Source organism: Mesorhizobium sp. AA22, from assembly GCF_001672375.2.
Taxonomy (GTDB): Bacteria; Pseudomonadota; Alphaproteobacteria; order Rhizobiales; family Rhizobiaceae; genus Mesorhizobium; species Mesorhizobium wenxiniae.
Map to the genome: position 1 here is coordinate 4,945,788 of NZ_CP048406.1, position 14,248 is coordinate 4,960,035.

Annotated in this window: 12 protein-coding genes and 1 pseudogene; 10 read left to right on the forward strand and 3 right to left on the reverse strand. The window is 61.8% G+C overall.

Annotated elements, in window-relative coordinates; genetic code table 11:
- Positions 1 to 473: 473 nt before the first annotated feature.
- Both A9K68_RS23825 and A9K68_RS23830 read right to left on the reverse strand, forming a co-directional pair.
- The gene (locus A9K68_RS23825; RefSeq protein WP_246811220.1) at positions 474 to 2,993 is read right to left on the reverse strand and encodes a caspase family protein; all 2,520 of its coding nucleotides are present in this window, start codon (positions 2,991 to 2,993) and stop codon (positions 474 to 476) included.
- Between the two features lie 1,452 nt (positions 2,994 to 4,445).
- Positions 4,446 to 4,664 (reverse strand): hypothetical protein, encoded by a 219-nt coding sequence (locus A9K68_RS23830; protein WP_029356209.1) that lies wholly within the window; start codon positions 4,662 to 4,664, stop codon positions 4,446 to 4,448.
- A 183-nt stretch (positions 4,665 to 4,847) separates the two neighbouring features.
- On the opposite strand from A9K68_RS23830, the gene A9K68_RS23835 reads away from it, so the two are divergent.
- The 3 genes and pseudogenes from A9K68_RS23835 to A9K68_RS23840 all read left to right on the forward strand — a co-directional run bounded on the left by A9K68_RS23835 (position 4,848) and on the right by A9K68_RS23840 (position 5,653).
- Positions 4,848 to 5,087 (forward strand): hypothetical protein, encoded by a 240-nt coding sequence (locus tag A9K68_RS23835; protein ID WP_065006863.1) that lies wholly within the window; start codon positions 4,848 to 4,850, stop codon positions 5,085 to 5,087.
- A gap of 6 nt (positions 5,088 to 5,093) precedes the next feature.
- Positions 5,094 to 5,192 (forward strand): annotated as a pseudogene (locus A9K68_RS31880) (GFA family protein); the annotation flags it as partial.
- Entirely contained in the window at positions 5,183 to 5,653 is a 471-nt protein-coding gene (locus tag A9K68_RS23840) for a response regulator (protein WP_156768213.1), read from the forward strand. The pseudogene A9K68_RS31880 and the gene A9K68_RS23840, both read left to right, overlap by 10 nt.
- Positions 5,654 to 5,811: 158 nt before the next feature.
- Here A9K68_RS23840 and A9K68_RS23845 read toward each other — a convergent pair whose 3' ends face one another.
- Positions 5,812 to 6,084 carry a hypothetical protein gene (locus A9K68_RS23845; RefSeq protein ID WP_029356200.1) on the reverse strand — a complete coding sequence of 91 codons (273 nt, stop codon included), beginning with the start codon at positions 6,082 to 6,084 and terminating at the stop codon, positions 5,812 to 5,814.
- Positions 6,085 to 6,372: 288 nt separating this feature from the next.
- Here A9K68_RS23845 and A9K68_RS23850 point away from each other — a divergent pair, with 288 nt between their 5' ends.
- Genes A9K68_RS23850 through A9K68_RS23880 form a run of 7 tightly spaced genes read left to right on the forward strand, consistent with a single transcriptional unit; the run spans position 6,373 to position 14,247 of the window.
- Positions 6,373 to 7,479: an SDR family NAD(P)-dependent oxidoreductase gene (locus tag A9K68_RS23850; RefSeq protein WP_065006865.1), complete on the forward strand. Its 1,107-nt coding sequence runs from the start codon at positions 6,373 to 6,375 to the stop codon at positions 7,477 to 7,479.
- Complete coding sequence (locus tag A9K68_RS23855) at positions 7,476 to 8,543, forward strand: NAD-dependent epimerase/dehydratase family protein (RefSeq protein WP_065006866.1); 1,068 nt, start codon at positions 7,476 to 7,478, stop codon at positions 8,541 to 8,543. Before A9K68_RS23850 ends, A9K68_RS23855 begins: the two co-directional genes overlap by 4 nt.
- A complete protein-coding gene (locus A9K68_RS23860) occupies positions 8,540 to 9,832 on the forward strand; it encodes a TIGR04295 family B12-binding domain-containing radical SAM protein (RefSeq protein WP_065006867.1) in 1,293 nt (430 codons plus the stop codon). Before A9K68_RS23855 ends, A9K68_RS23860 begins: the two co-directional genes overlap by 4 nt.
- Positions 9,817 to 10,917 carry a glycosyltransferase family 4 protein gene (locus A9K68_RS23865; RefSeq protein WP_082982205.1) on the forward strand — a complete coding sequence of 367 codons (1,101 nt, stop codon included), beginning with the start codon at positions 9,817 to 9,819 and terminating at the stop codon, positions 10,915 to 10,917. The genes A9K68_RS23860 and A9K68_RS23865 overlap by 16 nt, the downstream gene beginning before the upstream one ends.
- A 2-nt stretch (positions 10,918 to 10,919) precedes the next feature.
- Positions 10,920 to 12,050, forward strand: coding sequence for a glycosyltransferase (locus A9K68_RS23870; RefSeq protein WP_065006868.1), 1,131 nt, complete (start codon positions 10,920 to 10,922; stop codon positions 12,048 to 12,050).
- The gene (locus A9K68_RS23875; protein ID WP_065006869.1) at positions 12,047 to 13,141 is read left to right on the forward strand and encodes a glycosyltransferase; all 1,095 of its coding nucleotides are present in this window, start codon (positions 12,047 to 12,049) and stop codon (positions 13,139 to 13,141) included. Before A9K68_RS23870 ends, A9K68_RS23875 begins: the two co-directional genes overlap by 4 nt.
- Positions 13,138 to 14,247: a glycosyltransferase gene (locus tag A9K68_RS23880; RefSeq protein WP_065006870.1), complete on the forward strand. Its 1,110-nt coding sequence runs from the start codon at positions 13,138 to 13,140 to the stop codon at positions 14,245 to 14,247. Before A9K68_RS23875 ends, A9K68_RS23880 begins: the two co-directional genes overlap by 4 nt.
- Position 14,248 lies beyond the last annotated feature (1 nt).

Consider the following 14,248-nt stretch of genomic DNA (forward strand, 5'->3'; position numbering starts at 1 on the left):
GGGAAAAAATAGGGTCGTCCGAAGCCAGGCAGTGGATCAACGGTATCCGTCATCCCTAGATCTTCGCGGTGCGGTCGAGAACGACATGGTGCGGCATCCTCCGATCCGCCCCGTGATGTTGCGCGAGCTTTCGTGAAAGCGAAACGGAAGTTGGCTTATCCCCAGCCGCCGCCGCCTCCGCCTCCGCCTCCGCCTCGCCAAGGAGCAGGAGCGATCACAGGAGGTGCGGCAACAGGCTCTACCTCAACCGGCTTGATCACTTTTTTCGTCACCACCCGTTTGGGAGCGGCCTTGACGACCTTCTGCTCTACAGGTGTCCTGCGAAGGACCTTCGGCGGTGACGTCTCCACCAGCGGCGTTGGTTCGGGTGGCATCAAGGACGTGCAGCCTGTGAGCCCCACCAGGATGCCGGACAGGGCTGTTCCGACGATTGCGTGCTTCAATGTCCTGCGCACCGTTTACCTCCTGATTGATTAAAACACGTCCCGACGCGGGTTGGCTTCTTCCCAGACCCGCCTGGCCGCGCCGACCAGTTGGTCGTCCAGCGAACCGGACGCAGGAATCTTCGATTTGAGTTCCCGGCGCAGCTGCTTCAACGCCGTCGTTTTCACCTTGGTGCCGAAATTTGCGAGGTTCGTCCGGGCCTCTGGCAGTTGGTTGCGAAAATCCAGTGCGGCCGCAAATGCAAGAAAGCGGACCGCGGTGGCCTGGTCGGCCTTTTCGCCCTTTTCCATTTCGAGAACCGCGCGATCGAATGCACCATACTCATCGCCCCGCATGGTCGCCATCTCGAACAGTCTTTGCGCTTCCGCCGGGTTGCGCTCCACGCCCACGCCGTCGCGGTACATGCGCGCCAGGTTGCTTGGAGCGTAGGGCTGGCCGAGTTCGGTGGCTTTCTGAAACAGGGCCAGCGCCGTTTTGGGATCTTTATCGACGCCCGCGCCGGACAGATAGTTCCGGCCAAGCAGGTTCATCGAATACATGTCCTGCCGCTCGACGCCAGCCTCCAGGAAGGCAACGGCACGGGCCTGATCTGCGGTCACGCCGTTGCGGCCTTCGGTGAAGATCGCGCCGAGATCGTTCATAGCATATGTGTGACCCATCGCCGCCGCCTTGAGCAGCAGGTCCAGCCCCTTGGCTGTATCGCGCTCGACGCCGGAGCCATGGAACAAGGCTCGGCCCCACGACGTCATCCCATAGGGATCGCCCTTGTCGGCCGCAGCCGCGTAGAAGGTGTTGGCCTGCTTGCGGTCGACAGCCACGCCTGTTCCGGTCGCGTAGAGGTAGCCGAGTTCGAACACTGCGCGCACGTGTCCCCTATCGGCAGCCTGCTGGATGGCTTTCCTGGCCTGCTCCACCTTGCCGGCCGCAAGCAGCGCGCGCCCCAGTTCGTAGCGGAAGCGCGCGACATCGGGATATGCCTTCACCGCAGCCTCGCAGAGCTTCACCGCGTCGGCGCCGATTTCATTTGGCAGCAGGCCAGGGACGACGCCTTGAAGGTCGAGAGGTTCGCCGGCAGCCGAGTCGCACGGATCCACGCTTGGCGACAGTTTCATTTTGGCGGGTTTGGATACTGCGCTGTCCGCCCGAATTTCGAAGGCGATCTCGACCGGTGCGCTGGCGCCGATCTGGGGTTCATAGCGCAGCCCCTCGACTTCACCGACCGTCAAGCTCGATTCGGGCGACAGGGCTCGATCCGGCAGGGAGAGCGTTCCCGTTGCCGGATAGCTGGCAACCTTCAGGCTGACCGCCGAATCGTCTGTCGGGAGGTCCAGGTTCAGAGCAACCGCGCCGATGCCGACCGGAACGTCGATCTCCCGATTCTCGATCGCCTCGGCCGCACCGGTCACATGAATGCCGCGCTGCAGCACCTGCTGCTTCTGCTCGGCTTCGAGTGAGGCCATCACCTGTTCGCCCTGGGCTCCTTCGCCGCTCTTAACCCGGAACACCAGCATGCCCTTGGCTTCGCCGCCCCAATTGTCGCGTGCAGCGTAGGCCAGCATATCCATCTCTTCCGGCTCGCCAACTCCCTTGGGGACATCCATCTGCAAATGCGGCAGATCCTTGCCCTGGATCAGATCTCCCGCTTCGACAACCTTGCCATTCAGCATCAGGCGTCCCAAGGCGGGCGGTCTTTCGATGCTGACGGTGATTGATCCGCCGTCGACCTCCACCGGTTCCGGGAGGTTGAGATCGACAGGCCCGACTCCCGACAACACGACTTTCTCCAACACGGGCGGTAGAGAGGGGCGGCTGCTGCGACGCATCAGAACGACTTCGTCGATCAGCGAAGAGTTCTCCCAGGGAACCTGCAGGCCCTTGGTAGCCTCAACTACATCCCGGCGCACGGTCGCCAATACCGTGCGAATCTCCTGGTTCGGAGCCAAGGCCCGACGAGAAAATGCGAATGAAAATGGGCTGAGGTCGCCGGCGCCGTCATAGGCAACCGCGCCGGGTTCGGTGGCGAAAGCGATCAGTGTGTTCAGCGAGCTTCTTACTTGCGCAAGGCCGGTGCCGCTGGCGGTAATAAGCTGGTCCCTGAGCCAATAGTCCTTGCGAGGGAATGGATTGTTGCGGCAGGCATCAAGGATGATCACCTGGATCTTCGATTTCGAACGCATCTGCTGCAGCACGTCGTTCAGCTTGATTGCCTGGACCTCGACGTCCGCCGCATCTTTCAACGAGGCATCGACAGGGATCAGGAAATTTTCGCCGCCGATCTGAAAGCCGTGACCGGAATAGTAGACGACAGCTACATCCGCCCCGTCCACGGCGGCAAGATAGTTGCGGAACTGACCTTCAAACTGCAGCTTTGTAAGATTGCTCGCGACAAAAACATCAAAACCAGCCGATCGAAACGTGTTGGACACGTCCACCACATCTTTGGCCGGATTCTTGAGGGCCGAGATTTCTTGGTAATCGGAGTTGCCGATTACAAAGGCGACCCTTCGTTCGACTGCAGAAGCCTCGAAAGTCGTGACGCTTGCGAGCATGAATGCCGCAACGAATGCGCAACGTCGGAGCATGGCAAATCCCTTAACCGCTGTTACCTGGCGACCACAAGGACACAACTTGCAGTGCCAGGTCCGTTAGAGAGCATGCTATCTGCCGAGACGGAAAAGAGAGAAAAAGCCGTCGCGACAGCGGTATATTCCTCACTTTGATCGAACCCTAAATTACATCAGAGGCCGGGTGTCCGCAATGATCGTCAAACGGTTTCTCAACCTGGCTATTTGGACCCGTGGTCGATTTGGTCCCCTCTCGGGCCCACGCGCGGCGGGCATTCTGATCGTGGCAAGTTGCAGCTGGTTGTGGTCGGCGATGCCCCCGATAAAACACAGCTCGCGCGGCGCACCTCAGTTTCGCCCAGCGACGAACGTCAACTGCCGCCTGCCAGGCCCGACGGCCGCCCTGCACTCTTGCCTTCCGTCCACGCACCACGCGTCGAGAGCGCCCGAGTTTTCCACTACTAATATCGGACTACCCCTGATTTTCTCTAGCCACCGTTTCCGAGACTCAATTAGCGTCTTCTTATGGAACATCGGCACGCCATTCGAAGAATCAACGATGGGCTTTGGGAGGTCTACGACATAGACGACGGTAGGGTTGTCTTCGCAGACGGGGTGGCTCTGACAAATTTGCGGGATGACGAGGCACTCGACGCCCTGGAGTTGCTAAAGGGCGGATTCCTGGTTCCGAGCAGCGCTCCCAAGCCAGCTGACAGTTCCTTGGCGGATACGCTGAGGTCGACTATCCGCAAGATGAAGCACTGACGGCGGATAGCTGACGCACAAAAGCGCGCCGCTTGGCGGGGCTCCCGGCAGGTTTCGGAATTGCGCTTTTAGAAAGCCGGTGAACTACATCAGCCGATGCGTTCGCTCGTCGAGATCTGCCACCCTATTTTCAGCGACGTCGCAGCCGCGATGCAGAATGTATCGATCAATTTGCCCGCTCAAGGCTAAACGCGCCGCGGCGTCTCAAAACGAAAAGCTCTCCTTCGTTTGGTTGATGCCGGAACAATGCTCCGTCAGTAAGTTCGTACTGTATATTAGCAGGTGCTGTTATGAGGTTTTTGGCCGTTCAGGAACCGACCAACACATGGGCCGTGTTCGACACCACCGTGGATGTGCCTGCGGACTTCGCTGGCGCTTGCCTTATCGGCTTGACGCGGGAGCGGGCGGAGTGGCTCGCAGCGAGAGCCAATCAAGATGGATCGGTGAGAAGTAATTGGATCGGCCGGTTATCATCGCTGGAGCCTGAGCGGCGTGGTTCCATACGCAAATGTCAGAAATGGCTTATACCCGCAGGGAAGATTCCAGTGACGGACGAAGAGGCCGCTGCGTTGGCAGCCAGAAACCAGCAGCCTACGTAAGTCCGACATCACCAGCAAAACCGATCCAGCGATCGGTTCTCCCCGGTTTGTATTCCTGCCCGAAGGACCACGGCTATTGCTGATCCGGCATCTCGGTATTCTCTTTGGGGTTCTTCTTGATCCCCGCGGCAGGCGAGGTGTCGGCCGGGGCGTTTCCACCTTGGTTTTGTTCAGCGGCCCTTTCAAATGGCGAGGTGCGCCAGCCCATATCGGCATACAAAAAGCCAATGAGAAAGCCGACGATAATGATCGCGGCTATCACCAGCGAAAGTATAGCGTTACGTCTCTCCATGTGCGGCTCCTTCCTGCGAGCCGAACAGCCAGTAGCGAAAATGGTTCCCATCTACCATGGATGCGCAGGAGACCCCTGAAGCTGCAGGTGATGGGAACTTCGCGCCGTGCCGGTGGTTGAAACGTAGGCGCTGCGAGCGGTGAACGCCATCCGTTCTTTCCGTCGCAGCAGGAAGGAGACACCATGGCCAACAAGAATACCACATCGAAGCCGGCAATTCGGCAGGCGAATGCCGACGGCTTGCGACATCCAAGGCGGGACGCCAACGATACTGATGCGGGAGCGACACCGCCGACGCCAAAGACCGCTGGGACCTCGAAGCCATCGACTGCTCCGCTGGACAATCCGGTGGCGAACCGCAATGCCGGCCGGCCGCGCCAGTCAGGCACCACGCCACGGCCGACGGAAAAGCCGCTGGACTGAAAGGCGATGGCCGGGATCGTACGGGACGGCGGCTGCTTGTGCGGCGCTGTTCGCTTCAAGGTGGGCGGCGCACCGCTACGGGTCGGAATCTGCCATTGTCAGGATATTTCGGCAATATGGGCGCGGTCGTCCTCGGCCCTGCGGCGACAGTCGAACATGCGTCCATGCATACCGAGGCGGCTGAGGCCGCGATCCTCGGCGTCAATCTCAATGGGCGGCGGGTGTTTCCGATCGCAGACGAGCTGATGCGCCGCGGCGTGCCCTTCGTCTTTTTCAGCGGTGACGAGGACATCCTCATTCCCGAACGTCTACGCCACGCCAGCAACCTTCGAAAATCGTCTGACAGCTACGCCGTCTTCGATGCCTTGTTTCCTCTGGAGGATCGGCCTTGGCGGGAAGCCCTCTGCTTCTGGGGGATGGAGGCTTCCGACCGTCTGGTCGAGCGAACGCTGGAGCGCGCCATCGGCGAGATCGACAGGCGGCGGGCCGGCGTGTCGACCGAAGACTGGCTGAACGGCATCATGCGAAATGTCGCTAGAGCGAGCGTGGTGAGCCTGTTGCACTGAGGCTGCGATTCTTTTCCAAGTCTGGAATGTTTGGAAAGACCGGCTGGTTTTCCAATAGTCTGAAAAACACGCAAAAACAGCGAGCTAGACGGAAGTTCTCTGTCAGAATGCGAGGCGCACCTTAAGAGCTACCCGACACCGCTGACATAGCAGCCTCCTCAGCCTTTCTGGTTGCGGTCGACGAACTTGTTGAATCGGCTGGTTTTCCCGCCGCCGGTTTCGTCCTGGTAGAGGAAGGCCAGGTTGTTTTCGTCGAAGATCCGAAAGAACTCATCCCATTCGATGGCTTCGAACTCCTCCTCGGGCTCGCCAAAATCGATCCGCAGGATGCCGCCTTCGCCCTTGGTGCGTATAGCGGCAGGCCGCCCGCCTCGATCTTCGGCCCACTGGCGGATCTCGTCATGATCGGTAGTCGTCTTCGATTCAGACATCGGAATCTCCTTTCGATCCCAGATTTGGCAGGCGCGTGATCCTCACGATCCGGTCTGCTTGCTGTGCGGCGGAACCGGACCGCTAGACGCATACCCGCTTTCCCGACCACGCGCCGGATGTGCGCCCTAACGCCAAAGAAGCAGCAATGTTCCAGCCCATAGCCAGCACTGGTCGCGCGCCGCCACGTCGGTGTGCGAGCTCCCCAAAACCATCTTTGTTGAAGCAGAGGGAACAAACCTTTTGCCAAACAGTTCGGGGCGCCAAGGCCATCTGCGCAAGGAGTTGTCGTGAAACGCATACTGGTTACAGGAGGGTGCGGTTTCATCGGCCGCCACGTCGTCCAGGAACTCGTTGAACATGGTTATGCTGTCTGCATTCTCGATGCGCTGCTGGAACAGGTGCACGGCAGCGAGGCGACCAGCCTGCTGGCAGGGGCCGAACTGATCAAAGGCGACGTTCGCAACCGCGACGCCATCGCCGAGGCGCTCCAGGGCGTCGACGCCATTATCCATCTGGCGGCCGAGGTCGGCGTCGGCCAGTCCATGTATGAGATCGCCCGCTATGTCGGCGCGAACGACCTCGGCACCGCCACTTTGCTTGAAGCATTGATCAAACGTCCAGTCGAGCGGATCGTCGTGGCTTCGTCGATGAGCGTCTACGGCGAGGGTCTCTATGCCACGCCAGGCGGTCGGCGCGTCGACAATGCACGGCGGCAGGCTAACGACATCAAGAGCGGCCAATGGAATCCGCTGTCGGCGGCGGATGAAGGTCTGTCGCCCCTGCCGACAGACGAGGAAAAGCCTGTCGACCTCGCCTCTATCTATGCGCTGACGAAATATGCCCAGGAGCGCGCGGTGCTGATCTTCGGGGATGCCTATGGCGTCGACGCGGTGGCGCTGCGCCTGTTCAACGTCTTCGGCGCCGGACAGGCGCTGTCAAACCCGTACACCGGCGTTTTGGCGAATTTCGCTTCACGCCTCGCCAACGACCAGCGGCCGATGATTTTCGAAGATGGCGAGCAGAAGCGCGACTTCGTCCATGTGCGCGACGTCGCCCGCTCCTTCCGCCTGGCGCTGGAACAACGCCAGGCGCGCGGCCACGTCATCAACATCGGCAGCGGACGGGCCTATGCGATCAGCGAGGTCGCCCGGTTGCTCGCCGACGCTATGGGTGTGCCGGAACATCGGCCGGAAATCCTCGGCAAGGCGCGCGCCGGCGATATCCGCAATTGCTTCGCCGATATCTCGAAGGCGCGCGAACTGCTCGGTTTCGAGCCGCAGCACCGGCTGGAAGATTCACTCGACGAGTTCGTCGCCTGGGTTCGCAACTCGGTCGCCATCGACCGGGGCGCCGACATGAAACGGGAACTCGAAGAGCGGGGACTGGTATCATGAGGCCGGACGGGTTTCGTGAAGCGCCGGTTGCCATCGTCGGCGGCAGTGGCTTCATCGGCTCGAACCTCGCCGACAGCCTGTTGTCGGATGGGGTGCCGGTGCTGGTCATCGACAATCTCAGCCGCCCGGGCGTCGATCAGAACCTGGCTTGGCTGGCGCAGAAGCACGGCAATAAACTTGCCGTGGAGACTGTGGATGTCCGGGACGGAGACGTGCTGGCGCCGCTTTTGGCGCATTCCAAAGCGATATTCCATCTCGCCGCGCAGACCGCCGTCACCACGAGCCTCGTCCAGCCAAGTGAAGATTTCGACATCAATCTTCGCGGAACCTTCAACGTCCTGGAAGCGGCTCGCCGGAGCGGCAGACGCATTCCCGTGATCTTCGCCAGCACGAACAAGGTCTATGGCGGCCTGCCGGATGTCACAGTCCGCGAAGAGGACGATCGGTGCGTACCCTGCGACGCCGGCATCCGCGCCAACGGCATAGACGAGACCTGCGGTCTGGATTTCTGCACCCCCTATGGCTGCTCCAAAGGCGCGGCGGATCAATACGTGCTCGACTATGCCAAGTCGTACGATTTGCCGACCGCGGTCCTGCGCATGAGCTGCATCTACGGCCCGCGCCAGTTCGGCACGGAGGACCAGGGCTGGGTCGCCCATTTTCTGCTTAGCGCGCTTTCCGGCCGGCCGATCACGATCTACGGCAACGGCAAGCAGGTGCGCGATATCCTCCATGTCTCCGATGCTGTTGCGGCCTATCGCGGGGTACTTGCCCGGATCGAGGATATCAAGGGGCAAGCATTCAACCTGGGTGGCGGTCCGGGCAACGCCGTCAGCCTGCGCATGCTGCTCAAGCAGATCGGCGAGCTGACCGGGCGGAACCTCTCGATCCGCTACGACCGGGAACGCACCGGCGACCAGCCATTCTTTGTCGCCGACACCCGCAAGATAGAAGTGACGCTCGGCTGGAAAGCGCATGTGACCTGGCGCGACGGCGTCCGTGATCTGGCCGATTGGCTCCAGCGTCATCGCCTCGAGCCTGAACCAGCGAGGTACGTGGCATGAAAGTCGCCCTGGTCAATCCGTTCTGGACCTACGAGGACAGCATCTATTTCGGCTGCCGCCAGCCACATCTGCCGCTGGAACTGGGCTACTCGAAAGCCTTGCTGGAGGCCGACGGCCATCAGGTGCTGATGCTGGACGGGCAAATCCAGAAGCTGGACAACGCAGCACTTGCCGATCGCGTCGCCGCTTTCGCTCCGGCCATGACCGTTGTCAGCACGGCGCCGACCTATTTGTTCTGGCGCTGCGCGCCGCCCGAGCTGCGCGTGCCTGCCGACTTCCTCAACAGCCTTGCCGGGCGCGGCGGGCGCACCGTGGCTGTCGGACCGCACGGTTCGGCGACGCCGGCGCCAACGCTGCGCAAGCTTGGCGTCGATGTCGTCGTGCGCGGCGAATGCGAGGAGGTCGTCGCCGAACTCGCCCGCCGTGACAATTGGAACGCAGTGCCCCACACCGCTCATCTCCACGAGGGAAAAACTGTCGGCAATGGCGGCGTCCACGCCAGCTCGTTTGTCGGTCATCCGCCCCTCAACTGGCCGTCCGATTGGATTGCTGCCCATTCGCACCATCACCACAGGTTCGACGACAATCAAGTGGGTTTCGGAGCGGAGGTCGAAGCGTCTCGCGGTTGCCCCTATAATTGCAGCTTCTGTGCCAAGATCGATTTCCGCGACGCCTATCGCCGCAGGAACCACGATGCGATCGTGACGGAAATTGATTGGCTGATCGGCCAAGGCGTCGGCTACGTCTATTTTATCGACGAAATCTTCCTGCCGCAGAAGGCGCTGCTGGAGGCACTGGTCGACCGGGACGTCAAGTTCGGGGTGCAGACCCGCATCGACCTTTGGAAGCCGGAGCTCCTCGAATTGCTGGGCGCCGCCGGCTGCGTTTCTATCGAGGCCGGCCTCGAAAGTCTGACCGTGGAAGGCCGGGCCATGCTGGCAAAGCGTTGCCGGCTGGGTACCGAGGAACTGGCCGCGCTGCTGGTCAATGCACGACGTCACGTTCCGTTCGTCCAGGCCAATCTGATCGGCGTGATCGAGGACGATCCCGCTCTGGTCGATCATTGGCGCAAGCACCTCATCGACCGCGGTGTGTGGGCCAATGAACCGGTGCCGCTCTATCCCTACCCCAGTTCGCCCAGCTATCGCGAGCTTTGGGGCGAGCCCGACGATCTCGCCTGGGAGCGCGCCCACGAGCATTACCTGGCCTCGTTCCGGACGTTCAGCGACATTCAGGAGAAGCGTCCGCGCGCGTTGGCCGAGTTGGAGGCGACATGTTGCAGCCACTGATCCGCCGCCCGCGGCGAATCCTGATGACCGTCGATGCCGTGGGCGGCGTCTGGCGCTACGCGCTTGATCTGGCGCGGGAGTTGGCTCACGGCGGCGACAGCATCGTGCTCGCCGGGTTAGGCCCCGAACCGTCCGAGGAGCAGGCGAAGGAGGTGCAGGCTTTCGCGGCCTTGGCGTGGCTCAAGACACCGCCGGACTGGATGACGCGGAATGAGAGCGATCTGGAAAGATTGCCGCAGGAATTGCGCGCGCTTGTTTGCGATTGCGCGATCGATCTCGTCCATCTCAATGCGCCGACGCAGGCCGTGGGACTTGATGTGCCTTGCCCGGTCGTGGCGGTCTCGCATTCATGCGTTGTGACGTGGCTCCACGCCGTCAGGGGACAGGCTGTGGACGGCGAATGGGCCTGGCAGAAGGACCGCAACAGACGCGGTTTCGATTGGGCAAATGCCGTAATCGCGCCCAGCCGCAGCCATGCCGACATGCTCGAGGCCTGCTACGGGCCGATCGCCCGCCTGAGCGTTGTCAGCAACGGCACACGGCCAGGTCCAAAGGCAGAGACGCGCGAACCAATGGTTCTCGCCGCCGCGCGCTGGTGGGACGAAGGAAAGAACGCAGCTACGCTGGACCAGGCAGCATCGCTGACGACATGGCCGGTCTTCGCCGCCGGGCCGCTCGAGGGCGCCGATGGGCAACGCACCAGTTTCAGCAACGTCGCTCCTCTGGGTTCTGTCTGCCACGATGAAGTACGTCGGTTGATGGCGCAGGCCGGCATCTTCGTGTCGCCATCCATCTACGAACCCTTTGGCCTTGCCGTGCTGGAGGCAGCCACATCCGCAACACCTTTGGTGCTTGCCGATATCCCGACCTATCGCGAATTGTGGAACGGCGCGGCTATGTTCTACGACGTCCATGATCCACGCGATCTCGCCAGATGTGTCGATCGTCTCTCTGACGACGCCCGATATAGGCGCCGGCTCGGCGAAGCCGCCGCACGCCGAGCGCGCAAGTTTTCACCGGCAAGGCAAGCGGCGGCCATGCACGAGATCTACGATCGGGCCGCCCTGGCCGTTGCGGAACGCTGACGATGCGGTTCCTGTTCTATACCCATTCGGTCGTTTCCGACTGGAACCACGGCAACGCACATTTCCTGCGCGGCATCATGCGGGAACTCGTTGCACGCGGACATCAGGCGATCGCGCTGGAGCCCGCAGACGGCTGGAGCCGTTCGAACCTCCTGGCAGAGAAAGGGCCCTTCGCGGTCGAGCGCTTCAGAAAGGATTTTCCGGAGCTGATGCCGGTGACCTACGACGCCTCCTTCGTCCATGAAGGCTGGATTGCCGGCGCCGATGTGGTGATCGTCCACGAATGGACTGACCCGGACCTTGTCGCGCGCATCGGCAGGGCAAAAGCGAACGGAGGCGGTTTCACGCTTCTGTTCCATGACACTCATCATCGCGCCGTCTCGGCGACGCAAGCGATCTCGGCTCTGCGGCTGGAGCATTATGACGGCGTGCTCGCCTTCGGCGAAGCGTTGCGGGAAAGCTATCTTCGCGCCGGCTGGGGCAAACGTGCTTTCACCTGGCACGAGGCGGCGGATGAGCGCCTGTTCAAGCCGCACCCGGAGATCGACCCTACATCCGACGTGATCTGGATCGGCAACTGGGGCGACGACGAGCGCAGTGCCGAAATCAAGGAATTCCTGATCAATCCAGTGGAAGAACTTGGCCTGGGTGGCACTGTTCATGGCGTGCGCTATCCACGCGAAGCGCTCGCCGATCTTGCCGCCGCCGGCCTGGGTTACGAAGGCTGGATTGCCAATGCCGACGTGCCCGAGGCATTCGCGGCCCACCGCGTAACCGTCCACATCCCGCGGCGCCCCTATCGGGAGAGCCTGCCCGGAATTCCGACGATCCGCATGTTCGAGGCTCTCGCCTGTGGCATCCCGCTCGTTTCGGCGCCTTGGACCGATGTCGAGCAACTCTTCAGGCCAGGCATCGACTTCCTTTTCGCGCGCGACGGATCCGAGATGTGCCGTCATCTTCGCGACGTGCTGGACGATGCTGACCTGGCCGCCTCACTGGTGAAATCCGGCCTCGAAACCATTGGGAGGCGACACACTTGCCGGCACCGGGCGGACGAGTTGTTCGGCGTGCTCGCCAAATGCGGCAACCGCCAAGCCATCGGTCCCATCGCCATAGAGGAGACAGTCGCATGAAGATTGCATTTTATGGGTCGAGCCTGCTGTCGTCCTATTGGAACGGCGCGGCGACCTATTACCGCGGATTGCTCAAGGCTCTTTCTCAGCTCGGCTACGAGATCACTTTCTATGAACCGGACGTCTACGACAGGCAGAAGAACCGCGATATCGAGCCACCAGACTGGTGCAACGTCGTCGTTTACGAGGCGACCCCGCATGCGCTGATGCAGGTGGCAGCAAGCGCACGCGAAGCCGACGTCGTCGTCAAGGCGAGCGGAGTAGGCTTCGAGGACGAGGCGCTGCTGCGCGCCGTACTCGACCACGCCCGTGCGGATGCGCTGACAGTGTTCTGGGATGTCGACGCACCGGCCACTCTGGGCCAATTGCGCGACGAGCCGGACCACCCCCTTCACCGCGCGTTGCGGGAGATCGACCTTGTCCTCACCTACGGCGGCGGCGATCCGGTCGTCTGGGCCTATCGTGCGCTGGGGGCGGCTGAGTGCGTGCCGATCTACAATGCGCTCGATCCCGAAACGCATCATCCGGTCGCGAAGGATAAGCGTTTCGCTTGCGACCTCGCCTTTCTCGGCAACCGCCTGCCGGATCGTGAAGCACGCGTCGAAGCCTTCTTCCTCGATCCGGCCAGCCGTTCGGGCGATCAGCATTTCCTGCTCGGCGGATCCGGTTGGGGTGACAAGCAGCTTCCGGCAAATGTCGCATGGCTCGGCCACGTCGGGACGCGCGACCACAATGCGTTCAATGTCACATCCAAGGCGGTGCTGAACATCAGCCGCGACAGCATGGCCGCCAACGGCTTTTCACCTGCCACGCGCGTCTTCGAGGCTGCGGGTGCCGGCGCATGCCTCATCACCGACGCCTGGCTCGGCGTGGAATTGTTCCTGGTCCCTGGGGAAGAGATCCTGGTGGCGCGCGACGGCAACGATGTCGCCGAAATCATGCGCACCCTCACACCCCAGCAGGCAAAGGCGATCGGTGCATCTGCGCTTCGGCGTGTTCTCGCCGAGCATACCTATGCGCTAAGGGCAGCCGTGGCCGACGCCGTTTTCAGGCGTCATTTCGAACGCCCCACCGTGGAGGCAGCGGAATGATCAAGCGGCTCGATATCATCTTTCTTGGCCTGTCTTTGTCCTCTTCATGGGGAAACGGCCACGCCACGACCTTTCGAGGGTTGCTGAAGGGCCTGCACGAGCTCGGCCATCGCATCACCTTCCTCGAACGCGACGTGCCATGGTATGCAAGCCATCGCGATTTGCGCGACCCGGATTTCTGCACGTTGCGCTACTACGAAACGACGAACGATCTTCGTCGGACGTATGCTCGCTGCCTGCAGCAGGCAGATGTCGTGGTGGTTGGGTCCTTCGTTCCGGAGGGGCGAGCCGTCATCGACATCGTCGCGTCCTTGTGCACGGGCCAGTTCTGCTTCTACGACATCGACACGCCGGTCACGCTGGCAAAGCTCGCCGCGAATGATTGCGACTACATATGCCGACGGCAGATTCCGTATTTCGACGTCTATTTCTCATTCACCGGCGGGCCAACGCTCGCCCGTTTGGCGGCGGATTTTGGTGCACGGCGCGCCGAGCCGCTCTATTGCTCCGTCGACCCGGAGCGGCATCGCCGAACGTCCGATCCGATCTGCTGGGACCTTGGCTACCTCGGCACCTACAGCTCGGACCGGCAGGCGACACTGGATGCTCTCCTGCTTGAACCGGCAAGACGCATGCCGGACCGTCGCTTCGTCGTGGCCGGCTCGCAATTCCCGTCCGAGACCGTCTGGCCAAGCAACGTCGATCGCATCGAGCACTTGCCGCCGGCAGACCACGCCGCTTTCTACAGCCGCCAGCGCTACACGTTGAACGTCACACGCAGCTCCATGATAGCGGCTGGGTGGTCTCCCAGCGTACGCCTCTTCGAGGCGGCTGCCTGTGGCACGGCGATCATCAGCGATCGCTGGACCGGTCTGGATAGCTTCTTTCCGACAGCCACGATCAATACGGCCGGCCAAGCGGAGGAGGTGACCGATATCCTGTCCAGGCAATCCGACCGCGTCAGGCTGGCTATGGCCAAGCGAGCGCGCGCGACGATCCTGGCATCACATACTGGCGCCGCGAGAGCTCGCGAATTCGTTTCGCTGCTGGCGCGGCCAAGATCGGCACGTCCAGCTCTCGATCTGGACATCGAAAGTGCAGCATGAC

Coding starts and splice junctions, on each gene's coding strand:
- A9K68_RS23825 (WP_246811220.1), bottom strand. CDS start 2,993: ATGCTCGCAAGCGTCACGACTTTCGAGGCTTCTGCAGTCGAACGAAGG.
- A9K68_RS23830 (WP_029356209.1), bottom strand. CDS start 4,664: ATGGAGAGACGTAACGCTATACTTTCGCTGGTGATAGCCGCGATCATT.
- A9K68_RS23835 (WP_065006863.1), top strand. CDS start 4,848: ATGGCCAACAAGAATACCACATCGAAGCCGGCAATTCGGCAGGCGAAT.
- A9K68_RS23845 (WP_029356200.1), bottom strand. CDS start 6,084: ATGTCTGAATCGAAGACGACTACCGATCATGACGAGATCCGCCAGTGG.
- A9K68_RS23855 (WP_065006866.1), top strand. CDS start 7,476: ATGAGGCCGGACGGGTTTCGTGAAGCGCCGGTTGCCATCGTCGGCGGC.
- A9K68_RS23860 (WP_065006867.1), top strand. CDS start 8,540: ATGAAAGTCGCCCTGGTCAATCCGTTCTGGACCTACGAGGACAGCATC.
- A9K68_RS23865 (WP_082982205.1), top strand. CDS start 9,817: ATGTTGCAGCCACTGATCCGCCGCCCGCGGCGAATCCTGATGACCGTC.
- A9K68_RS23870 (WP_065006868.1), top strand. CDS start 10,920: ATGCGGTTCCTGTTCTATACCCATTCGGTCGTTTCCGACTGGAACCAC.
- A9K68_RS23875 (WP_065006869.1), top strand. CDS start 12,047: ATGAAGATTGCATTTTATGGGTCGAGCCTGCTGTCGTCCTATTGGAAC.
- A9K68_RS23880 (WP_065006870.1), top strand. CDS start 13,138: ATGATCAAGCGGCTCGATATCATCTTTCTTGGCCTGTCTTTGTCCTCT.